The following is a 19,179-nucleotide window of genomic DNA, read 5'->3' as shown; positions in this document are numbered from 1 at the left end:
TATTTTTTTGAATGATAGTGAACGAAAAGAGAAATGACAAAATACTAAAGTCAATAAATATCCATCTTACCTACCATTTCAACTTCTCATTATGAATTTTCTAATGGATTATTTAACTAAGTCCCTGTTCCTTAATAGCTGCTTCAATATTGTCATATACTGGCGCACTCATTGCTGGAATACGGAATAAAATTGGTCCAGCTTCAACAACCGGGATCCCCGGTTCAAATCCTAAATCGGTTGCTGCTATTGGTGTGAAAATATCGTACCCCTTTATCAAGTCTTCATTAACATCTTTTACCATGACAGCATCGCACTGAACATTATAACCACGATTTGAAAGTTCTTCTTCCAGTGCATTTTTGATTTGATGGCTTGAGTTTACTCCTGCTCCGCAGGCTGCTAAAATTTTAATCATTGTAAAATCCTCCATTTTATTTTTAATGATTTATTGTTTCCGAAATATAATGAAATAGTTTATCTGCATCGTCCATCTTAGATAAGGCCTCTAGGTTTCCGGCAGCAGTAAAAAAGTCCATCAATTGAGCCAAAATATTCGTTTGGCTATCATTAGAATTATTGATAATGAAGAACAACAGCGATACTTGCACTTCATTTGATGGAACAATCATATTATGAAAGGTCACCGGTTGATCCAATCGAACCACTACCACTTTTTCTGCTAAATTATGGACAATATCTGTATGCGGAATCGCCACATTCGGCAAATCCTTTCCTAAAAAATTCATATCCAATCCAGTAGGAAATGCCCTTTCACGTTCAATCAAGGCATTTTTATAAGAAAACGTTACAATGTGTCTCTCCTCAAGGAGATTAGCAACTTGATTAAAAAGGTCTTCTTGATTATCAGCATGTAGACAAAAAACTAAATCTTTCTCAAAGAAATGATTAAGTCCCATCATATTCTCTCCTTCTGTTTATTTGTGTTATTTTGTTTGCAAAACCATTATACAATTATTTGAAAGCGTTGTCAATGATTTATTATGCTTTATTTTGTTGTTTTTTGTTTGACAATGCTATTTTTAGATGTTATATTGTTGTTGTAAAAGAAAAAGGAGGTATAACAATGAAAGTTATATTAGCAGCGGACCGAGACGGCTTTGACTTAAAAAATAAAGTGAAAACTCATTTGCTTCAGATCGGTTATGATATTACAGATCTTAATGAAACAGAAGGAGCACTGGACTTTGTCGATTCTACAGTCTCTCTTGTGAAAGAATTACGAAAAGATGATACAGCTCGCGGTATTCTTTTTGATCGTTTTGCGATTGGCTCTTACATGGTCGCAAATAAACATAGAGGCATTATCTGCGCTGCTGTCTCAGACGAACATTCTGCCATGATGACTATTCGTCATAATTCAACACGAATTATCACTCTGGGTGCAGCTATCCTTGGAGAAGAGTTGGCAAATGCTTGCGCAGAGGCTTATTTAAAATCTGATTATGATGCTGGGCGGCACCAAGTACGCATAGATATGCTTAATAAATTGTGTTAAAAAGTTGGAGGAAAAGATTATGAAAATTGCTCTCGGTTGTGATCATATCGTAACGGATACAAAAATGAAAATTTCTGAACACTTAAAAGACCTTGGACATGAAGTCATTGATGTTGGGACCTATGATTTTCATCGTACTCATTACCCAATCTTTGGTCGTTTAATTGCAGAAAATGTTGTTTCAGGAAAAGCTGATCTTGGAATCGCCCTTTGTGGCACTGGTGTGGGAATTTCTGCCTCTGCCGATAAAGTTCCAGGTACACGTGTTGCTCTTGTTGGCGACGTTCTAACTGCGCGTTATGCAAAAAAAGAACTGAATGCAAATATCATCGCCTTTGGAGGACGCATTCTTGGTCAAAACCTCATCCACAATATCGTTGATGTTTTTCTTGAAACAGAATACCAACCAACAGAATCCAATAGACAACTGATTGAAAAAATCAATAACACTATTGAAGTCAGCCCTGAAGTCGCCAAAAATGATCATATTTTTGACGAAGAAAATGCGAAGTGGGCTCGCGGTGAATATCATGATTAAATAAAAGTTAATACTCATAAAAACAGGCTCAATCTAACATAGATGAGACCTGTTTTTTTATAGAAACTGTCAATCTTTCTTCAAAAAAATCACCTGCTTCTTCACGAACAAGTGATTAAAATATTAACTATAACACACGCGTATACGATTGATATTTTTCCTTGATTTTAGGTGATAGATGATCGTCTGTAATAACTGCATCCAAATCATCTAATTGGTAGAAACAATAGAAAGAATAACTATCAAATTTACTATTATCCGCCACAATATACTTTTCAATCGCATTATTCAAGATAATTGCATTGCCATTTCCTTCTTCTTCATTAGCAGTCGTAACATTATGTCCATCAATCCCATTGACACCAATAAACGCTTTAACAACTTTGATTTCCTTCAATAATTTATTAGCAAACTGCCCGACAAACGTTTGTGTCTTCACCCGATAGCGACCACCTATCAGAATAATATCACAATTAGGATTATCTTTCAATTTTTAAAAAATAGGGAGCGAATTTGTCACAATGCTCACGCTTTTATCAGCTAAATAATCTCCGATAAAATCCGTCGTTGTTCCTGAACCGATAAAAACTGTGTCACCAGAAGAAATTAAACTGGCACATTTTCGAGCTATAGCTTGTTTTTCTTCAATATTCAACATCGTTTTTTCAGTATGAGAAGCTTCGTTCAAGCCATTTTTGACTTTTTTATGAGCTCCTCCATGAACCCGAGTCAACAAGCCCTGCTTTTCTAAATCGATCAAATCTCGACGTATCGTCATATCGGTCACATCTAACAGTTCTTTTAACTTCTTAACAGAAACGACTCCTTGCTGATCCAGTTCTTGAAGAATAACTCTATGTCGTCCTTCTTTCATTTTGTCTCCTTTCTAATCATATAATTAGATTCCTCAAATATATTATACAACAAATTATTCATTTTGAAAAATTAAAAACAAGATTTTTTTCATTTTTGTCAGTTATTGTTTGACTTTGTTTTGTTTGTACTTTATAATGAAATCATATAAAATAAAAGGAGTCTGGGAATGACAACAAAACAAGAAAAATTAAACCGTTTATGTGATAAAAATGGAATTATTGGTGCTTTAGCCATTGACCAACGTGGAGCTTTACGCCGTATGCTTGGTGAAGATACTCCGGTTAAGCAATTGGAAGAGTTTAAAGTATTAGTATCGAAATATTTAACAAGGTATGCTTCTTCTATTTTACTTGATCCAGAATTAGGATGGGAAGCTGCAACCGCTCGATCCGAAAACGCTGGATTACTTGTCGCTTACGAAAAAACAGGTTATGATAAAACTGTAGCCGGTCGTTTCCCTGACCTTGTCGAAAATGTATCAGTTCAACGCCTCAAAGCCCAAGGTGCCGATGCTGTAAAAGTCTTACTCTATGTAGATATTGACGAAGGTAAGGAAGTCAATGATATTAAAGAGGCCTTTATTGAACGTATCGCTTCTGAGTGCAAAGCCGAAGATATGCCATTTTTCCTTGAGTTGGTTTCTTATGATGCCAAAGTGACAGATGAAAAAGAATATGCCAAACTCAAACCTCATAAAGTCATTGAAGCTATGAAACTATACTCACAAGAACGATTTGGTGTTGATGTCCTCAAAGTTGAAGTTCCTGTTAATATGAAATACGTTGAAGGTTTCGCTAAAGATGACATCTTATACAATAAAAAAGAAGCGGCAGCCTTCTACAAAGAACAAAGCGACGCCACTTCTCTTCCATTTATTTTCTTATCTGCTGGTGTTTCCGCTCAACTGTTTCAAGATACTTTACGTTTTGCTAAAGAAGCTGGGTCAACTTTCAACGGTGTCCTTTGTGGACGCGCTACTTGGGCTGGTGCTACAAAGGCATATCAGGAAGGTGGCCAGGAAGCTACAATTAAATGGCTTGAAACAGTGGGCAAACAAAACATTATTGAATTAGATGCCGTTCTTCAAGAAACTGCTACTCCAGTTACATTTTAATAACTTTATATCTTCATATTTTTATATAGCTATAATTTCAAAATGCATTAGTTGATCGGATTCTAATACATTGATAAATCAACTTTGCAGATTTCAAGAGATCAAGCTTCACTTCACTTGCCTTTATTTCCGACCTTCAATAATCCACAAATTTTCCGAGGTCATGTCGTGGAGGTGGGAAGATAGAATCAAGTTTCTACGAAACGATTGATTTCTGTCCCACCCCATCATTATAGCATCCTTATTTATCCCCTTTATTCCGAATCACAAAGCCAGTTTTCTTTTCGCTTGAAGTATTGCGAGGTTTTTTGTGATCTTTACGGTAGCGTTTTTCCTTGTCAAAATGCTCATTGCGAGCTCCTTTTTTGTAATTGTCGCGTCTATTACCACGATCACGACGATTACCACCTTTATGATTCCGATTTCCCTTATTGGCACCAGAAACATATTTAAACGGTAGTGGTTTTTCGCGCGCAATTTCCACTTCTGGAAGAGTATCTGGGTCCTGTACTGTCAGACTCAAAATATATAAGGCTAATTCTTCCGGTGTAAATTTAGCCGCTAGCTTACGAGCATCCTTACCAAATTTCTCAAAATTGCTACGAATAGCTTCATCTGCAAAATCTCGTTCAATCTTTTTGAGTGCAACTTTTTTCTTAGCTTGAAAAGCTTCTTCTGCAGATGCTGGCTTCATGCCTTTCATACGTTTTTTGGTTAAGCTTTCAATGATTTGAAGATAACCCATTTCATTTGGCGCTACAAATGTAATAGACTGACCAGATTTTCCAGCACGACCTGTCCGTCCGATACGATGAACATAACTTTCGGGGTCTTGTGGAATATCGTAATTGTAAACATGGGTAACACCAGAAATATCTAATCCACGTGCAGCTACATCTGTCGCAACCAAGACATCCAGATTGCCGTTTTTAAAGTCTCGGAGGACGCGGAGGCGCTTGCCTTGGTCCAAATCACCATGGATCCCCTCTGCTCGGAAACCACGGAGTTTAAGTCCACGAGTCAGCTCATCCACCCGTCGCTTGGTCCGACCAAAGACGATAGACAGCTCAGGCTGCTCCACATCCATCAGGCGTGTCATGGTATCAAATTTTTCATTTTCTTTTACGCGAATGTAATATTGATCCACCAGCTCCGTTGTCAATTCTTTTGCTGCAATCTTGACATGTGTTGGATCTTTCATAAACTTCACACCAATCCGCTTGATAGCATCTGGCATCGTCGCAGAAAAGAGCAAGGTTTGGCGTTCTTCTGGTACGCGTGAGATGATTGCTTCAATGTCTTCTAAGAAGCCCATATTGAGCATTTCGTCTGCTTCATCTAAAATAAGAATTTCTACATGATTGAGTTTCAACGCCTTGCGCTTAATGAGGTCTAATAAACGCCCTGGGGTTCCTACGACAATGTGGGCGCCTGATTTCAAGGCTTTAATTTGCTTTTCAATGCTAGAGCCACCATAAACTGATCGAACTTTCACTCCTTTACTACGGCCAAAGCGAAAGAGCTCTTCCTGACTTTGAACAGCCAACTCACGAGTTGGTGCAATAACTAACGCTTGGATAAAGGGATTTTCTGTGTTAATTCTTTCAAGAGTTGGAAAACCAAAAGCAGCTGTCTTTCCTGTACCAGTCTGCGCTTGTCCAATCACATCTTTTCCCTCCATAGCAAGCGGGATTGTTTGTTCTTGGATTGGGCTGGCTTCAACAAAGCCAGCTTTTTCAACCTCTGCTAACAATTCAGGAGACAAATGGAATTCATTAAATTTCAATGTTCTTCTTCTTTCTAAAAAGGCAGTGCGAAGCTACCTTATCAAACATATTTTGCTTTTCATTCAACGAATCTGACACAAGGGTTCCAATCGAAACGACTGCAGCTTAATTTTCTGTCAAAGATGAATGAGAAAGCTAACTAATTTACAACTTATCTAGTATAACATAAAGAAAGGTAAAAAGATAGGATTTGAGTGTACAATATTTTATTAGAGATTCTCTTTGTAAAAAATGAAAACTTGAAAATCATTTTCAAAAACATTATAATCTACAAAGAAGAGAGGAGATAGGTATGAATAAATTTTTACGCGTGATTTTCATTTTGCTTATCCTAGCTATGCTGAGTGCAGCTATTATCCAGATTTTCCAGCCCCAACTCTTAGGCGCTGAATCTATCTATGGTCTAGCACCCTACTGGCAGAGAGAAATCGGCTTCTGGAATCTGGCTATTCTGCCGTTACTACTTGCCGCCAACATGAAGTATGATTGGTTCTATTTGCGTATGACCCTACTAGCTCTAATTCTGGGTGGACTGGGCTTTGGCACCAACCATCTGCTAGGCTATCTGGAAAAAGCCAATCAAGTTAATCTACTGGGCTGGATTGAAAATTATTTGCTGGTTTTCTGCTGGATGATTGGTTGGGGATTAGAATATCGAAAAAGACAAAAAAACGATGAAGAGGCTTCCAAGAGTTAAGGAAGCCTTTTTAATTTATTATCGTTTATTGGCCAGCCACTTAAGAACCTTGGTCAGAAGTCCCCATATAACTAAACTAATGACAACAATATAAATCCAAGCATTCTTGTCATTAGATAACGGAAGTGGTACATTCATGCCAAAGAACCCAGTAATAACAGCAAGAACCGCTAAGAGAACAGAAATGATTGTTAAAACGGTTAAATTGTCATTCAGATTATTATTCAAAATATTGTTGTAAGAACCTGACAATTGACTGAGAACTTGAGAAATTAAGTCAGTCATTGCTACTAACTGGCGAGCTTCAATCATGACATCATCAAACTGCTCTTTTTCAACTTCATCTAAACGGCGATAAATTGCATGTCCTCTAATATGCTCTAATAACATGCGATTTTGCTTTGCAGCAGCGACCAGATAGACCATGGAAGTCTCTAAGTCTGCCAAAGCAAAGAGATTTTTTTTAGTGGTTGTTTGGTGCAAGAGATGATTGATGTTATCTTTTGTTTCGTCCATTTGTTCAATCACAGGGTAATACGAATTACACACCAATTCTAAACTAGCAAATAGAAATTTGTAAACTGTAACTGGTTCATGGTGTTCAACATAATTTTTCATCATATCTACAACATAAGTATTTTCCTTATTGCTAATGGTAATGAGCCGATCCTGCTGTACCACAAAGGTCATAGGGACTGTTTCATAGTAATTTTTAGCTCTTTTTAAATTGAGTACATTGAAAATAAAAACAACTGTTCCTGTCTCACGATTGTAGTCCATGTGGGCGCGTTCATTTTTATCCAGTGCATACTCAATGGTTTCTTCATCAATATTGTATTTTTTATAAGAACCTGGGTGTTGACTCAAAATATCTGCATCCAAATTTATCCAGGCCATTCCACTCTGTAATTTCTTTTCGATAAACACTACTTTCCCCTTTCACTATCAATGGAAAAGGACTGAGAGAAGAAAGCTCAATCCTTAGGAAAATTTAATATATACAATTCAGTAAATCTTTATATCCCGTAGCAACTAACCTAGCGAGCCGATTTTATTATAACTATGATGTTGCTATACACGGTCTGTAATCAGATAGTTTTGGTATGTCACATCTTCTCTTCTAACTTGACATCCGGATACTTGTCTGCGAACCAGCGAAGAGCAAAATCATTTTCAAAGAGGAAGACAGGCTGGTCAAAGCGGTCCTTGGCTAAGATATTGCGACTCGAGGACATACGCTCATCAAGGTCATCTGGTGAAATCCAGCGAACTGTCTTTTTGCCCATGGGATTCATAACCACTTCGGCGTTGTATTCATTTTCCATGCGATGCTTGAAGACTTCAAACTGGAGCTGACCGACAGCTCCTAGCATATACTCGCCAGTTTGGTAATTGGTATAAAGCTGAATGGCTCCCTCTTGCACCAGCTGTTCAATCCCCTTATGGAAGGATTTTTGCTTCATGACATTCTTAGCTGCAACCTTCATAAAAATCTCTGGGGTAAAGGTTGGCAGAGGTTCAAATTCAAACTTGTTCTTGCCCACAGTTAGAGTATCTCCTACCTGATAAGTCCCAGTATCGTAAACTCCGATGATATCACCTGCCACAGCATTTGTGACATTTTCTCGACTTTCGGCCATAAACTGGGTGACATTAGACAGCTTGGCAGACTTTCCAGTGCGAGGCAGATTGACACTCATACCGCGCTCAAACTCACCAGAAACGATGCGGACAAAGGCAATACGATCGCGGTGGCGCGGATCCATATTGGCCTGAATTTTAAAGACAAAACCTGAAAAGTCTGGGCTGAGCGGCTCGACTTCTTCACCATCTGTCTTCTTATGGCCATGTGGTTCCGGAGCAAACTTAAGGAAAGTTTCTAAGAAAGTCTGCACGCCAAAGTTGGTCAAGGCTGAACCGAAGAAAACGGGTGTCAGCTTACCGTCTAAAATCGCTTCTTCTGAAAATTCATTTCCAGCTTCCTGTAGGAGTTCGATATCTTCCTTGACCTGATCATAGAAGGGGTTGGAAGCAAAAAGTTTGTCCCCATCTTCCAAAGAAGCAAAACGCTCAACACCTTTATACAGTTCTAGACGTTCATTATAGAGGTCATAGAGACCCTCAAAACTTTTTCCCATACCGATTGGCCAGTTCATCGGGTAGCTAGCGATGCCTAGAATTTCTTCCAGTTCTTCCAGTAGGTCTAAAGGCTCACGGCCGTCACGGTCCAGCTTGTTCATAAAGGTGAAGACTGGGATATTGCGATGTTTGACAACCTCAAATAACTTCTTAGTCTGAGTCTCAATACCTTTAGCCGAGTCAATGACCATGACCGCTGCATCGACCGCCATCAGAGTTCGATAAGTATCTTCTGAGAAATCCTCATGCCCCGGCGTATCCAGAATATTGACCCGTTTGCCATCGTAATCAAACTGCATGACAGAGGACGTCACAGAAATTCCCCGCTGCTTTTCAATATCCATCCAGTCGGACTTGGCAAAGTTTCCGTTCTTTTTCCCCTTGACTGTCCCAGCCTCACGAATCTCGCCTCCAAAGTAGAGCAGCTGCTCCGTAATGGTCGTCTTCCCTGCGTCCGGGTGGGAAATAATAGCAAAAGTCCGTCGCTTCTTAATTTCTTCTTGTAAAGTCATCTTTTTCTCTTTCTTTCATTTTAGAATAATCGTGAATGTTAGCATCTACTTTTTATCTTTACATCGGAATCCTTGATCCTTTCAACTTATCCATTATAGCGGATTTAGCGCTTTTTTTCAATAATCTAGAGAAGATAAAAATCGCCCTCTCGGGCGATTAATTTATTTTTTTCGATAGTCGAGACTTCTATTAAAATCTCACAAGCACACTAGCAAAGAGAAAAATCGCTAAGATAACCATTAACACCAGTAAATAGATTAACCGTTGTTTCCTCGTTTGAAGCTCTTCTGTTTCTTCTGCTGTCATGGAAAAAATGGCCTTGTTCCGTTTTAATAGGTACAAAATCAATCCTTCTCCTCGTTGACCACCAGTCGTTAAAAAAGCCCAAAATTTGGGGTGTTTCATCCCGCGAACCGCAGCATCTAATTCAACCAATTTAAATAATTGATAAACAAACAGTCCATTTGTTACGATAAGCAAACCAATCAAGGTCAACAGATACCAAGTCATGATAAAACCTCCTATATTTTACGAATAATCTGCACCAATATATACCCACTTGTCCCAGTTACCAGCGCCACCGCTAACAAGGTCAACAGATAACTCTTAGAGATTGGAGTGACAAAAATGAAGAAAAGGAATAATAAACAAATATTACATATAAAGGCTAGTAAAATCTTTCGATTGCTCTTAACAGTATTAGTGGAATCTTCTAAGTGCTGAATCATATGCTCATCTCCTTTCAACAATTCATCCAAACTAACCTGATACAAATCACTTAACTGTAAAACATATAAAATATCCGGATAAAATTTTTCTGTTTCCCAATTTGAGATAGTTTGTCTAGATACATTTAATTCTTCTGCGACACTTTCTTGTGTCAGGCCACATATTTGCCGCGCTTCTTTTAATTTTTTACCAATTTCCATGATCTCTCTCCTATCTTTCTACTCTCATTTTACTATTTTCTTGCATAAAATCTAGCAAAAATTTTTTACATTGCACAAAATAGTGGAAAAAATCCTGCCAAGGAAATTTGACAGGAAAATAAATATTGAGATATATCAGTTTGAAATTATTTTTGATTTCTTTTTCCATCGCCTTTTAAATATTTCATCAAGAAGAATCAAGGTGACAGACAGTATAGTTGAAACAACCAAATAATTAAACAAAATATTCTCCCCTTTAATAAAAGGTGGGTGTGTCATAAGACCATAGTTGCCACCTGTCAAATGATTAACCCCTACTAAAAATAAATCTAATGCAAAAGTATAAAAAAGAATCTGATATTTTTTTAGTGCTTTCTTATCATACGAATTCATCAGATACACAAGGGAATTACCCAACAAGGCATAATGGCCAATCAAGAAAGAAAAGCTCGTAATATGTGGAAAATCATAAGGGTCAAAGACCGGATAGCCCAAAGCAAATACCGCACCGCTTACTCCCATTAAAGCAAAATACTGTTTGATTCGCCAGTTGTCTGGTAAAAAAACAACAGCAAGCATGGCTAAACGACAATGATAAAGGGGTAAACTATTGGCTAGTGGTAATCGAAAGCCAATATACCATGTATAAAGAACAACTAACTGTATAATTTGAATCCATTTAAACGTTTCTACAATATATGGATTATCATGATATTTCACAGCCACATAGATGAACAGTAAGATAAACATAAGCATCAATCCATGCCAAAATGTCGATATCAGAGGTGGTTCTGTTATATGAGTAGTTAAAAAATTCTTCAGCACAATTTAATTTTCCTGTCTTATCGTTTCTTCTTGTTCTTGCTTAATCTGTATTTGTTTAAAGACCAGAGAAATCATCCAAATAGCTAAAATCAGAGGCAATGACACCAATAGATAATTGCTAATCATCCCATAATCACCTACTAAAGGCGGCTCCTTCAAAAAACCATAATTTCCACCGCTCACAAAATTTACAAATAATAACAAGAGATTCATAGCAAAACTAATCTCTACAATTCGCCGCAAGCCCAATTGCTTACTATCATAATGATTCATCAAATACGTAAGAGAATTTCCCAAAAGAGCATAGTGGCCAATCAGATAAGATACTAAGGTAATATGAGGAAAAGCAAATGGATCAAACAAAGGATAAATCAATGCACAAATAGGCCCAAATACTCCCAAAAGTGCAAAATATTGTTTATAAACTGAGGAATCAGGCAGAAATAAAATAGCAAACATCGCCAATCTACAATGATAAAAAGGAAGTGCCTCAGATAGTGGTGACAAAGTGGCGACATACCAGCTATAAAGCATTAGAATTTGGAATCCTTGTACAAATTTTAAAATAATTTGATAACGCTTATTTCGATGATATTTTACAGCACTGTACATGATGTAAATGATTCCTAAAAACATTATTCCGTACCAAAACGGGGTCAATTGTGGTGCCTCCGTTTTATGGTTTGTAAAAAATTCTTGTAGATTCATCTTCTACTAATCCATCCTATCAATTAATTTTTTTATGACACTTAATTTTCTTGTTGTAGCAATAATACCTAATTTCTTTTCAAGAAAATTATTATTTAATTTCTTTATTCTAGCATCTCTTGGTAGATACATATAAAGGCAAGTTTCTCCAACTGCAAATATTTCATCTGTAAAGTTCATTTCTCTCACTTCTGTCAATCGCTCTGTCGAAATATGACTGTTTGTAAAAACCAGATGAATCCGTGATGAATCCAATTCCTCGGGGAAAGGATTTTGTAAGATAGCTTTTTCTAAATCCGATTTTTCTTTTACAATAATGGCTAAATTTGCGCCGATTTTCTCTAAAATCAATTGATGAATATGTCGAGCCAATTCTTTAGCAGATATACTCGTTTCACAAATCACATTACCTGATTGAATATAACTTGAAACATTATCTAAACCAGATGTTCCCAACAATTGAACTAAATCACTCATCTTAGGAATTCGATTTGGTCCCATAGGCATCACACCGCGAAGAAGAGCAAGATACTGCACCTGATGCTTACACCTCATTCTCCAATTCCTCTACTAGATTAGCTAAATTCATAGAGTTACTTCCTTTTATCAACACTTGATCTGCTGGTTGGAGCACTTTTTTAATCGCTTTTACTAAGGCCGGAAACTGGTCTTTTTCAGCATTTTTTACAAAATAGTGGACTCTCCCTAGCGGGAAAATTTCCTTGGCATAGCTAAAAAGAGCAGCCATATCTTCTCCGTAGAGAAATATTTCTGATAAAATTTCCGGATTTAGACTAGTTATCATAGCGCTATGCATTTGTTTAGACTCAGCCCCCAGCTCCTTCATATCAGCTAAAACAACCAACTTCCGACCATTATCATTATAAGGAATTGTAGAAAAAGTTTCCAAAATCAGACGCATAGCTGTTGGATTCGCATTATAAACATCTGAGAGGATATCAGCTCCATTTTTAGCTTTTTTCCATTCAGTGCGATTTCGCGTTAATTCAAGAGTTAAAAAAGCTTTTTGAATGGCCTCTTCTGTCACCCCTTCTTTTAAAGCTACATAGGTTGCAACCATAGCATTAGTCGCATTGTATTTTCCAGTTACTGGAAGGTCAATAGCACTAGTTAAAAAGTTGGTCTCAAAGGTCAAGCTATCTTTTCGTTCTTCTAATTTTGTTAGACAAATATCTTCGTCTGGACCAAAACGAACAACATTTTGCTGACTTGGTAAAAAGTCATTGATAATCTTGTCCGCTGGAACAACTAAAAGAGCCCCATTTTTCATACCGTCAGCGATTTGTAGCTTTCCTTTTGCAATTTCATGACGGCTTTTAAAAAATTCTAGATGTGCTTCTCCAATTAAAGTCACTATGCCTACTTTTGGCTGAGCGATAGTAGATAAAAGATGAATATCCCCCATGTGATCTTGCCCCATTTCCAGAACCAACTTTTCAGTATCATCTGGCATATGCAAGACCGTATAAGGAAGACCAATTTCATTATTGTAGTTTCCTTGCGTTTTGTAAGTCTTATAAGCCATTGACAAGAGGTGAGCCAGCATGTCTTTGGTCGTCGTCTTACCATTAGAACCTGTGACTGCAAAAACATCTACCTTCATCTTTTCCAGATAATACCGTGCCAAATGCTGCAGTGCTGCTAATACATCATCTACTAAAATATAAGGATAGCCTTCCAATTCTTTTTCTGACAAGGTTGCCACAGCTCCATTTTCAAATGCTGTCGCAATAAAGTCATGCCCATCACGCGCACCCTTAAGAGGCAGAAATAAATCTCCCTCTCCAATCAATCGGCTGTCAAATTCTGCCTTTCTAAATGTACAATCTGGAAATAGATGAACATCATTTTTGGCTTTCAAAACAGAAGCCACCTCATAGAACGTTAATTGCATTTTTATCCCCTGCTTATCTTAAATATCTCTAACTCTCTCATTATACCACAGAAAAACCGACTTTTACAGATTCACTAAAAGATCTAGCAAAATAACAGAAAAAATGAAAAGGCAGGAAAAATATTATCCCTGTCTTATCTTAATGCTAATGGCTAATTGCTTAGAACAAAACTTTAAAGTTGAAAGTAGAACTTGAATTTTGTTCGCTTTTCAAGCTTGAAACAGCACCTAATCCATCTCGCTCAAAATCTTCTCACAGTAAGTGTTTTTCACGTTTTGCAAAGATTTCTTGGGCTAAGAGGACTAATTGCTCGATCAAGTCAGAGTAAGAAAGTCCCATATTTTCCCAAAGAAGTGGATACATTGACCACTGTGTGAATCCAGGCATCGTGTTTAACTCATTGAGGAAAATCTCACCCTTATCAGTATAAAAGAAATCACAACGAGATAACCCAACGCCACCAATTGCATGGAAAGCTTTTTCAGCATAGTCACACATAGTGGCAATAACATCTTCAGAGAGTTTTGCAGGGATATCCATAGTAATTTTATTGTCAATGTACTTGGCTTCGTAATCATAAAAAGCGACATCTTTCACCACTTCACCTGGTAAACTACTTTTAGCTCCTTCGTTCCCAAATAAACCAACTTCAATTTCACGCGCATTGACACCTTGCTCAATCAAGACACGACTATCGTATTTGAAAGCTAACTTAAGAGCAGAACACAATTCATCTTTGTTTTCAGATTTAGAAATGCCAACACTAGAACCCATATTTGATGGTTTAGTAAAGACTGGATAAGTCAGATTAGCTTCTACTTCTGCAATCTTTTCTTCTACATCTTCCCCTTCCACTACGGCTACATACGGCACTTGAGGAATACCAACAGAAGCTAACACACGTTTAGTTGTGATTTTATCCATCGCAATACTCGACGAAAGAATATTGCAGCCAACATAAGGCATTTTCAACACTTCAAGAAATCCTTGGATAGACCCGTCTTCTCCCATTGGGCCATGAAGAACTGGGAACACAACTGCCCCTTCTTCGTAAATGTCACTCGGCTTCATTTTTTGACTCTCAATGACGGTATCATTGGTCATTAATTTTTCATCATCAGCAGGTTTGCTTGAAAATTCTTGCGTCTTGATAAAATCACCCGCTTGCGTGATGAAATAAGTTTTGACAAAAAATTTGTCATAATTAATCGCACGCATGACACTCTCTGCTGATAAGACAGAGACTTTTCTTTCCGCACTGCGTCCGCCGTAAAGAAGAATGATTTGTTGTTTTGACATTTTCATACCTAACCTTCTCATCTTAAAAGAAATCTACAAATTTAATCGCCTTTTAGTATACCATATTTTAGCTTGTTTTTGAACAGAAACAGAGCTTTCATTTTCTTTTAAACAAAGCTCTATCACCCTTTTACAACTCCGTACGATTCTCAATAGCTCGAAGCAAAGTCACTTCATCTGCATATTCAATATCAGAACCAACTGCTAATCCTCGAGCAAGACGTGTCACTTTGATACCAGCTGGCTTTAACACTCGTGAGATATACATGGAAGTTGCTTCTCCATCTGCTGTTGCATTAGTTGCTACAATCACTTCTGTCACTTCACTATCCATCAATCGTGTGATTAAACTTTTCAGATTGATGTCATCTGGATCAATACCATTCATAGGAGAAATCAATCCCTGCAAAACATGGTACAAGCCATGATATTCTTGAATGTTTTCCATAGCAGAGACATCTCGGCTATCTTCTACAACTAAAATAGTCGATTGGTCACGAGTCTCATCGGTACAGATAGCACAGGGATTGTCATCCGTTAAATTCCCACAAATAGAGCAATATGTTAACTCACGTTTTGCTGCAAGTAAATTTTTAGCAAATTCATTAACATCATCATCACTCATGCTAATGGTATAAAATGCCAAACGTGTTGCTGATTTGATGCCAATTCCTGGTAATTTTGAAAAACTTTCAATCAATTTTGCAATCGGTGTTGGATAAAGCATAAGTTCCTTTCTAGTTCATCGGATGTTGTTGATGATATAAGTTAATAATATCACGAGTTATACTATGGCTGACGGTTGAAGATAGGTTGGTGTTATGTGGAAATACGACCGCTACAGCAATCTGCGGATTATTACTTGGCGCATAAGCGACGACATTGGTGTTGATGGCTTCTTTTCCACCTGCAAAGGTTTCTGCTGTCCCTGTTTTCGCACTGATTGGCACTGCTTCACCTTGAGATAAAGTACGCCCTGTTGTAAAGCCGCTTGTGCCATGTACTACTTGGTAAAAACCTCGACGAATTAATTCCATATTGTCTTTTGAAATATCCACTTTATTTAACTCTTTGGTGGCTTTTCCTTCAATTAATTTTCCAAGACCACCTTTTTCATTATTGTCATAAATTCCTTCCACTAAGTGTGGTGCGATACGAGTACCACCATTAGCTACCGTTGCAGCATACTGAGCTAATTGCATTGGTGTATAATTATCAAACTGGCCAAAAGCATTGGTTAAATAGTTTGCAAACGTATATTTTTTAGGAGTATAGCCTTCGGACTCACTTGGTAAATCAATTCCTGTGGATGCTCCTAATCCATATTGCGCAAAAGTTTTACGCAATTTGTCCATAGAGGAATTCAAATTTTTCAAATCAATCGTCATATTAGGCGAATAAGGCGTTCCCATCATATTCAACGCTAGTTGGACCATGTATGTATTAGAGGAATATTCCAATGCTTCTAAAGCTGTAATTTGTCGCGCTCCATATTGTGTAAACCAAGAAGTGATTGCAGAGGAACCTCCAAAAGAAATCGGCTGATCTGTCATAACTTGATTTCCAGTGATAGCTCCATATTCCCAGCCAGCTGTTAAAGTCGCACCCTTAACAACCGAACCAGGCACAAAACTATTCATAATGGTCCCCAGAGAATCTGCTGTTAACTTCCCTGTATTGATGTCATGTTTCAGACCTGCCATTGCTAGAATAGCACCCGTTTTAGGGTTCATAGCAACTGCATAAACACCTTCCGAATGAGTGGCATGTCCACTAGCTAACTCGGCCGTAAAATATCGTTTTAGAATATCTTCAACACCATTCTGAAATGCCAAATCCAGTGTTAATTTCAGATTATTTCCCTTACTACCGTTGGAAATATTTTTAACACTTTCCATATTCCCATTTTTATCAAGATTGATTTCTTTGACTGCACGTTTCCCTTGAAGAGTAGATTCATATTGCTTCTCTAAGTAACTTGTTCCAACACGATCATTGAGAGAATAACCCTTTTTCAAATAAGCATTAACTTCTTCAGCGGGCAGACCTGCCTTTTCACTGGAAACACTTCCAATGATAGAGGCTAAAGATGTATCTAGCACTTTTCTATCCCAGCTAGTGGTAATACTGATACCAGATAAGTCTTTCGAACTAGAGGCAATTGTCGCAATTTGGTCAGCCGATAAATCATCTGTTCGAATATTTCCTGTCTCAAAATTTGCAATGGCATTCATTTGACTGAACAAATAAATCGTTTTTTTATCTTCATCTGAATAATTTAGCTCAGCCACATCCACACTCTTAACAGCATTCTTATAAATCTTAGATTCCGCCAAACGATTTCCATCTGAACTATATTTTTTATTTTTAGGAAGTCGATTAACAACTTTCTTATAAATCTCACTGTCTGCTAAATAATAATCTATTTGTTGCTGATCAGTAACATTTACATTAGAAATAGAAACGAATGGTAGCAACTTCTGAGCAATTTTTTTAATCTTTTCAGCTGTCATTTTATTGCTACGTGTAAAGGAAACAACTTGCTTGGTTGTATTCTCAACCAAAGGTTTCCCACTCGCATCATAAATCTGACCACGAACAGAACTGGTTGTCACTTTGGTTTTACTGGCCGTTGCTAACTTTTTTGTATAAAAATGTTTATGGACAACCTGCATATAGCCCAAGCGAACGATCAAGCCCATAAACAATAAAATCACAATTCCAAATAATAAATTCAAGCGTCGTGGGATAGAGTGACTATCAAATTTTCTTATTTTCTTAGACATATTTTCTCTCATTCTAGTCAAAATGCTACCTTTTATTGTACCACAAATCCAAGAAAATGAAGTCAAGTAAAATGGAAAATACTGATAAAAAATACAAGCAAAGAATGAAAGCTTGGCATAATATCAAAAAGCCCCGCTTACGCAGAGCCTCTTAATATTTTATTGGACTTATTTTCCAAGATAGTATTCTTTTACAAGATTCAATTTATCATCAAATTCAAAGACAAGTGGTGGGAAATTTGGAATTTCTACATTCATAATTTCGTCATCTGACAATTGCTTGATGTGTTTTACAAGAGCACGAATTGAGTTCCCATGTGCCCCAACAAACACATTTTTACCATCTTTCAAAGCTGGAGCGATTTTATCTTCCCAGAATGGAAGTGCACGTTCCAAGGTTACTTTCAAGTTTTCTGCATCTGGAATAACTGAGTCATCAAGATTTGCATAACGGCGATCAGTATGTGCTGAATATTGATCATCTTTCGCCATTGCTGGTGGCAATACGTCATAAGAACGACGCCAAATATGAACTTGTTCATCACCCCATTTTTCAGCTGCTTCAGCTTTGTTTTGACCTGTCAAACCACCATAGTGACGTTCATTCAAACGCCATGACTTTTCAACTGGAACCCAAAGTTGACCTGCAGCTTCAAGAGCGAGATTTGTTGTTTTGATAGCACGTGTCAAAACAGACGTATATGCTTGGTCAAATTCAATACCAGCTTCTTTGATCAACTTACCAGCATCAATTGCTTGTTGTGTCCCCTTTTCAGACAAATCAACATCAGCCCAACCCGTAAACAAGTTAGCTTTGTTCCATTCAGACTCACCATGGCGAGCAAAAACTAATTTTACCATTAGATATCTCCTTTGATTTTTGAAAACTGTATTGCAGTCACTACTCTATTTTACAAAATTTTTTCAAAAAAAGCTAGTATCAACGGGAGAATATTCTATTTTTGACAATTTTCTTTGTTTAGATAGCACCTATAATCTTAGCCGTTTTTCAAACAATCCGAGCAAATTCCATACATCAAAACTTTTGTTTTTGTAATACTGTAGCCTGTTTGCTCCTCGGCTTCTCGCTTAATATCTGGAATATCTACATCATCAAAATCAGCGATTCGCCCACATTTTTCACAAACAATATTCAAATGCTCATGCCCCATAAAATCAAAATAGGTCGTGTTGTCATTTTTTATTTTAATTTCCTCCACAACCCCCTCGTCAGTCAGCACTTTTAAATTATTATAAACCGTTGCTAAGCTCATATTAGGAAACTCAGGCCTCAAATCTTGATAAATCTTTTCTGCACTAGGATGCGCATGCGTCCAAATCATATAGGCAATAACTGCCTTTCTGGTTTCTGTAATACGCACACCTTTCTTTTTCAATCGTTGAATAACATTTTCATAATCACTTTGATCTTTAATTTCTAAATAAGGATGTAAACTCATTTCCTACTCACTCATAATCATTTTTCTTTATTATATCATGAAAACAGAAGAATGCGTATTAGAATGATTGTAA

The 19,179-nt window shown here is 37.3% G+C and carries 20 protein-coding genes and 1 pseudogene; 4 read left to right on the top strand and 17 right to left on the bottom strand.

Annotation, left to right across the window (positions count from 1 at the left end; genetic code table 11):
- Window positions 1-112: 112 nt before the first annotated feature.
- Both PCY10_RS00630 and PCY10_RS00625 read right to left on the bottom strand, forming a co-directional pair.
- Entirely contained in the window at window positions 113-418 is a 306-nt protein-coding gene (locus PCY10_RS00630) for a PTS sugar transporter subunit IIB (protein WP_021002509.1), read from the bottom strand.
- A gap of 22 nt (window positions 419-440) precedes the next feature.
- Window positions 441-920 (bottom strand): PTS sugar transporter subunit IIA, encoded by a 480-nt coding sequence (locus tag PCY10_RS00625; RefSeq protein WP_041787374.1) that lies wholly within the window; start codon window positions 918-920, stop codon window positions 441-443.
- Between the two features lie 167 nt (window positions 921-1,087).
- Here PCY10_RS00625 and lacA point away from each other — a divergent pair, with 167 nt between their 5' ends.
- Window positions 1,088-1,519: a galactose-6-phosphate isomerase subunit LacA gene (gene lacA, locus PCY10_RS00620; RefSeq protein WP_003076692.1), complete on the top strand. Its 432-nt coding sequence runs from the start codon at window positions 1,088-1,090 to the stop codon at window positions 1,517-1,519.
- A 19-nt stretch (window positions 1,520-1,538) separates the two neighbouring features.
- Window positions 1,539-2,057 (top strand): galactose-6-phosphate isomerase subunit LacB, encoded by a 519-nt coding sequence (gene lacB, locus PCY10_RS00615; RefSeq protein WP_009569115.1) that lies wholly within the window; start codon window positions 1,539-1,541, stop codon window positions 2,055-2,057.
- Window positions 2,058-2,184: 127 nt separating this feature from the next.
- Here the strand turns inward: lacB and PCY10_RS00610 are convergent.
- Window positions 2,185-2,931, bottom strand: a pseudogene (locus tag PCY10_RS00610) (DeoR/GlpR family DNA-binding transcription regulator).
- A 168-nt stretch (window positions 2,932-3,099) separates the two neighbouring features.
- Between PCY10_RS00610 and lacD the strand changes: the two are divergent.
- Window positions 3,100-4,047 (top strand): tagatose-bisphosphate aldolase, encoded by a 948-nt coding sequence (gene lacD, locus PCY10_RS00605; protein WP_048786237.1) that lies wholly within the window; start codon window positions 3,100-3,102, stop codon window positions 4,045-4,047.
- A gap of 241 nt (window positions 4,048-4,288) precedes the next feature.
- Here lacD and PCY10_RS00600 read toward each other — a convergent pair whose 3' ends face one another.
- Window positions 4,289-5,833, bottom strand: a complete 1,545-nt coding sequence (locus tag PCY10_RS00600) for a DEAD/DEAH box helicase (RefSeq protein WP_021002506.1) — start codon at window positions 5,831-5,833, stop codon at window positions 4,289-4,291.
- Between the two features lie 293 nt (window positions 5,834-6,126).
- On the opposite strand from PCY10_RS00600, the gene PCY10_RS00595 reads away from it, so the two are divergent.
- Window positions 6,127-6,531: a hypothetical protein gene (locus PCY10_RS00595; protein WP_021002505.1), complete on the top strand. Its 405-nt coding sequence runs from the start codon at window positions 6,127-6,129 to the stop codon at window positions 6,529-6,531.
- A gap of 18 nt (window positions 6,532-6,549) precedes the next feature.
- Here PCY10_RS00595 and PCY10_RS00590 read toward each other — a convergent pair whose 3' ends face one another.
- The 13 genes from PCY10_RS00590 to PCY10_RS00530 all read right to left on the bottom strand — a co-directional run bounded on the left by PCY10_RS00590 (window position 6,550) and on the right by PCY10_RS00530 (window position 19,106).
- Complete coding sequence (locus tag PCY10_RS00590) at window positions 6,550-7,458, bottom strand: magnesium transporter CorA family protein (RefSeq protein ID WP_009569121.1); 909 nt, start codon at window positions 7,456-7,458, stop codon at window positions 6,550-6,552.
- Between the two features lie 179 nt (window positions 7,459-7,637).
- Window positions 7,638-9,182: a peptide chain release factor 3 gene (locus PCY10_RS00585; protein WP_301558736.1), complete on the bottom strand. Its 1,545-nt coding sequence runs from the start codon at window positions 9,180-9,182 to the stop codon at window positions 7,638-7,640.
- A gap of 190 nt (window positions 9,183-9,372) precedes the next feature.
- Window positions 9,373-9,693, bottom strand: coding sequence for a hypothetical protein (locus PCY10_RS00580; RefSeq protein ID WP_021002503.1), 321 nt, complete (start codon window positions 9,691-9,693; stop codon window positions 9,373-9,375).
- A gap of 11 nt (window positions 9,694-9,704) precedes the next feature.
- Entirely contained in the window at window positions 9,705-10,112 is a 408-nt protein-coding gene (locus PCY10_RS00575; protein WP_003072025.1) for a helix-turn-helix transcriptional regulator, read from the bottom strand.
- Window positions 10,113-10,247: 135 nt separating this feature from the next.
- Complete coding sequence (locus PCY10_RS00570) at window positions 10,248-10,934, bottom strand: TIGR02206 family membrane protein (protein ID WP_041787691.1); 687 nt, start codon at window positions 10,932-10,934, stop codon at window positions 10,248-10,250.
- 6 nt (window positions 10,935-10,940) lie between these two features.
- Window positions 10,941-11,645: a TIGR02206 family membrane protein gene (locus tag PCY10_RS00565; RefSeq protein WP_003072021.1), complete on the bottom strand. Its 705-nt coding sequence runs from the start codon at window positions 11,643-11,645 to the stop codon at window positions 10,941-10,943.
- Window positions 11,646-11,651: 6 nt separating this feature from the next.
- Window positions 11,652-12,200, bottom strand: coding sequence for a DUF1697 domain-containing protein (locus PCY10_RS00560; protein WP_021002501.1), 549 nt, complete (start codon window positions 12,198-12,200; stop codon window positions 11,652-11,654).
- Window positions 12,190-13,560, bottom strand: a complete 1,371-nt coding sequence (gene murF / locus PCY10_RS00555) for a UDP-N-acetylmuramoyl-tripeptide--D-alanyl-D-alanine ligase (protein ID WP_021002500.1) — start codon at window positions 13,558-13,560, stop codon at window positions 12,190-12,192. The genes PCY10_RS00560 and murF overlap by 11 nt, the downstream gene beginning before the upstream one ends.
- 253 nt (window positions 13,561-13,813) lie before the next feature.
- Window positions 13,814-14,860, bottom strand: coding sequence for a D-alanine--D-alanine ligase (locus PCY10_RS00550; protein ID WP_041787686.1), 1,047 nt, complete (start codon window positions 14,858-14,860; stop codon window positions 13,814-13,816).
- A gap of 130 nt (window positions 14,861-14,990) precedes the next feature.
- Window positions 14,991-15,587, bottom strand: coding sequence for a recombination mediator RecR (gene recR, locus PCY10_RS00545; RefSeq protein WP_021002498.1), 597 nt, complete (start codon window positions 15,585-15,587; stop codon window positions 14,991-14,993).
- 10 nt (window positions 15,588-15,597) lie between these two features.
- Window positions 15,598-17,658 (bottom strand): penicillin-binding protein PBP2B, encoded by a 2,061-nt coding sequence (gene pbp2b / locus PCY10_RS00540; protein ID WP_009569142.1) that lies wholly within the window; start codon window positions 17,656-17,658, stop codon window positions 15,598-15,600.
- Between the two features lie 156 nt (window positions 17,659-17,814).
- The gene (locus PCY10_RS00535; protein WP_003036126.1) at window positions 17,815-18,507 is read right to left on the bottom strand and encodes a phosphoglycerate mutase; all 693 of its coding nucleotides are present in this window, start codon (window positions 18,505-18,507) and stop codon (window positions 17,815-17,817) included.
- Between the two features lie 137 nt (window positions 18,508-18,644).
- On the bottom strand, window positions 18,645-19,106 hold the full coding sequence (locus tag PCY10_RS00530; RefSeq protein ID WP_009569143.1) for a Fur family transcriptional regulator: 462 nt from the start codon (window positions 19,104-19,106) through the stop codon (window positions 18,645-18,647).
- Window positions 19,107-19,179: the final 73 nt, after the last annotated feature.

It is taken from the genome of Streptococcus sp. SI1 (assembly GCF_030439945.1).
In the GTDB taxonomy this organism is placed as follows: domain Bacteria; phylum Bacillota; class Bacilli; order Lactobacillales; family Streptococcaceae; genus Streptococcus; species Streptococcus intermedius.
Note: the sequence above shows the minus strand (reverse complement) of the source record. Positions and strands in the feature narration are given on the sequence as shown.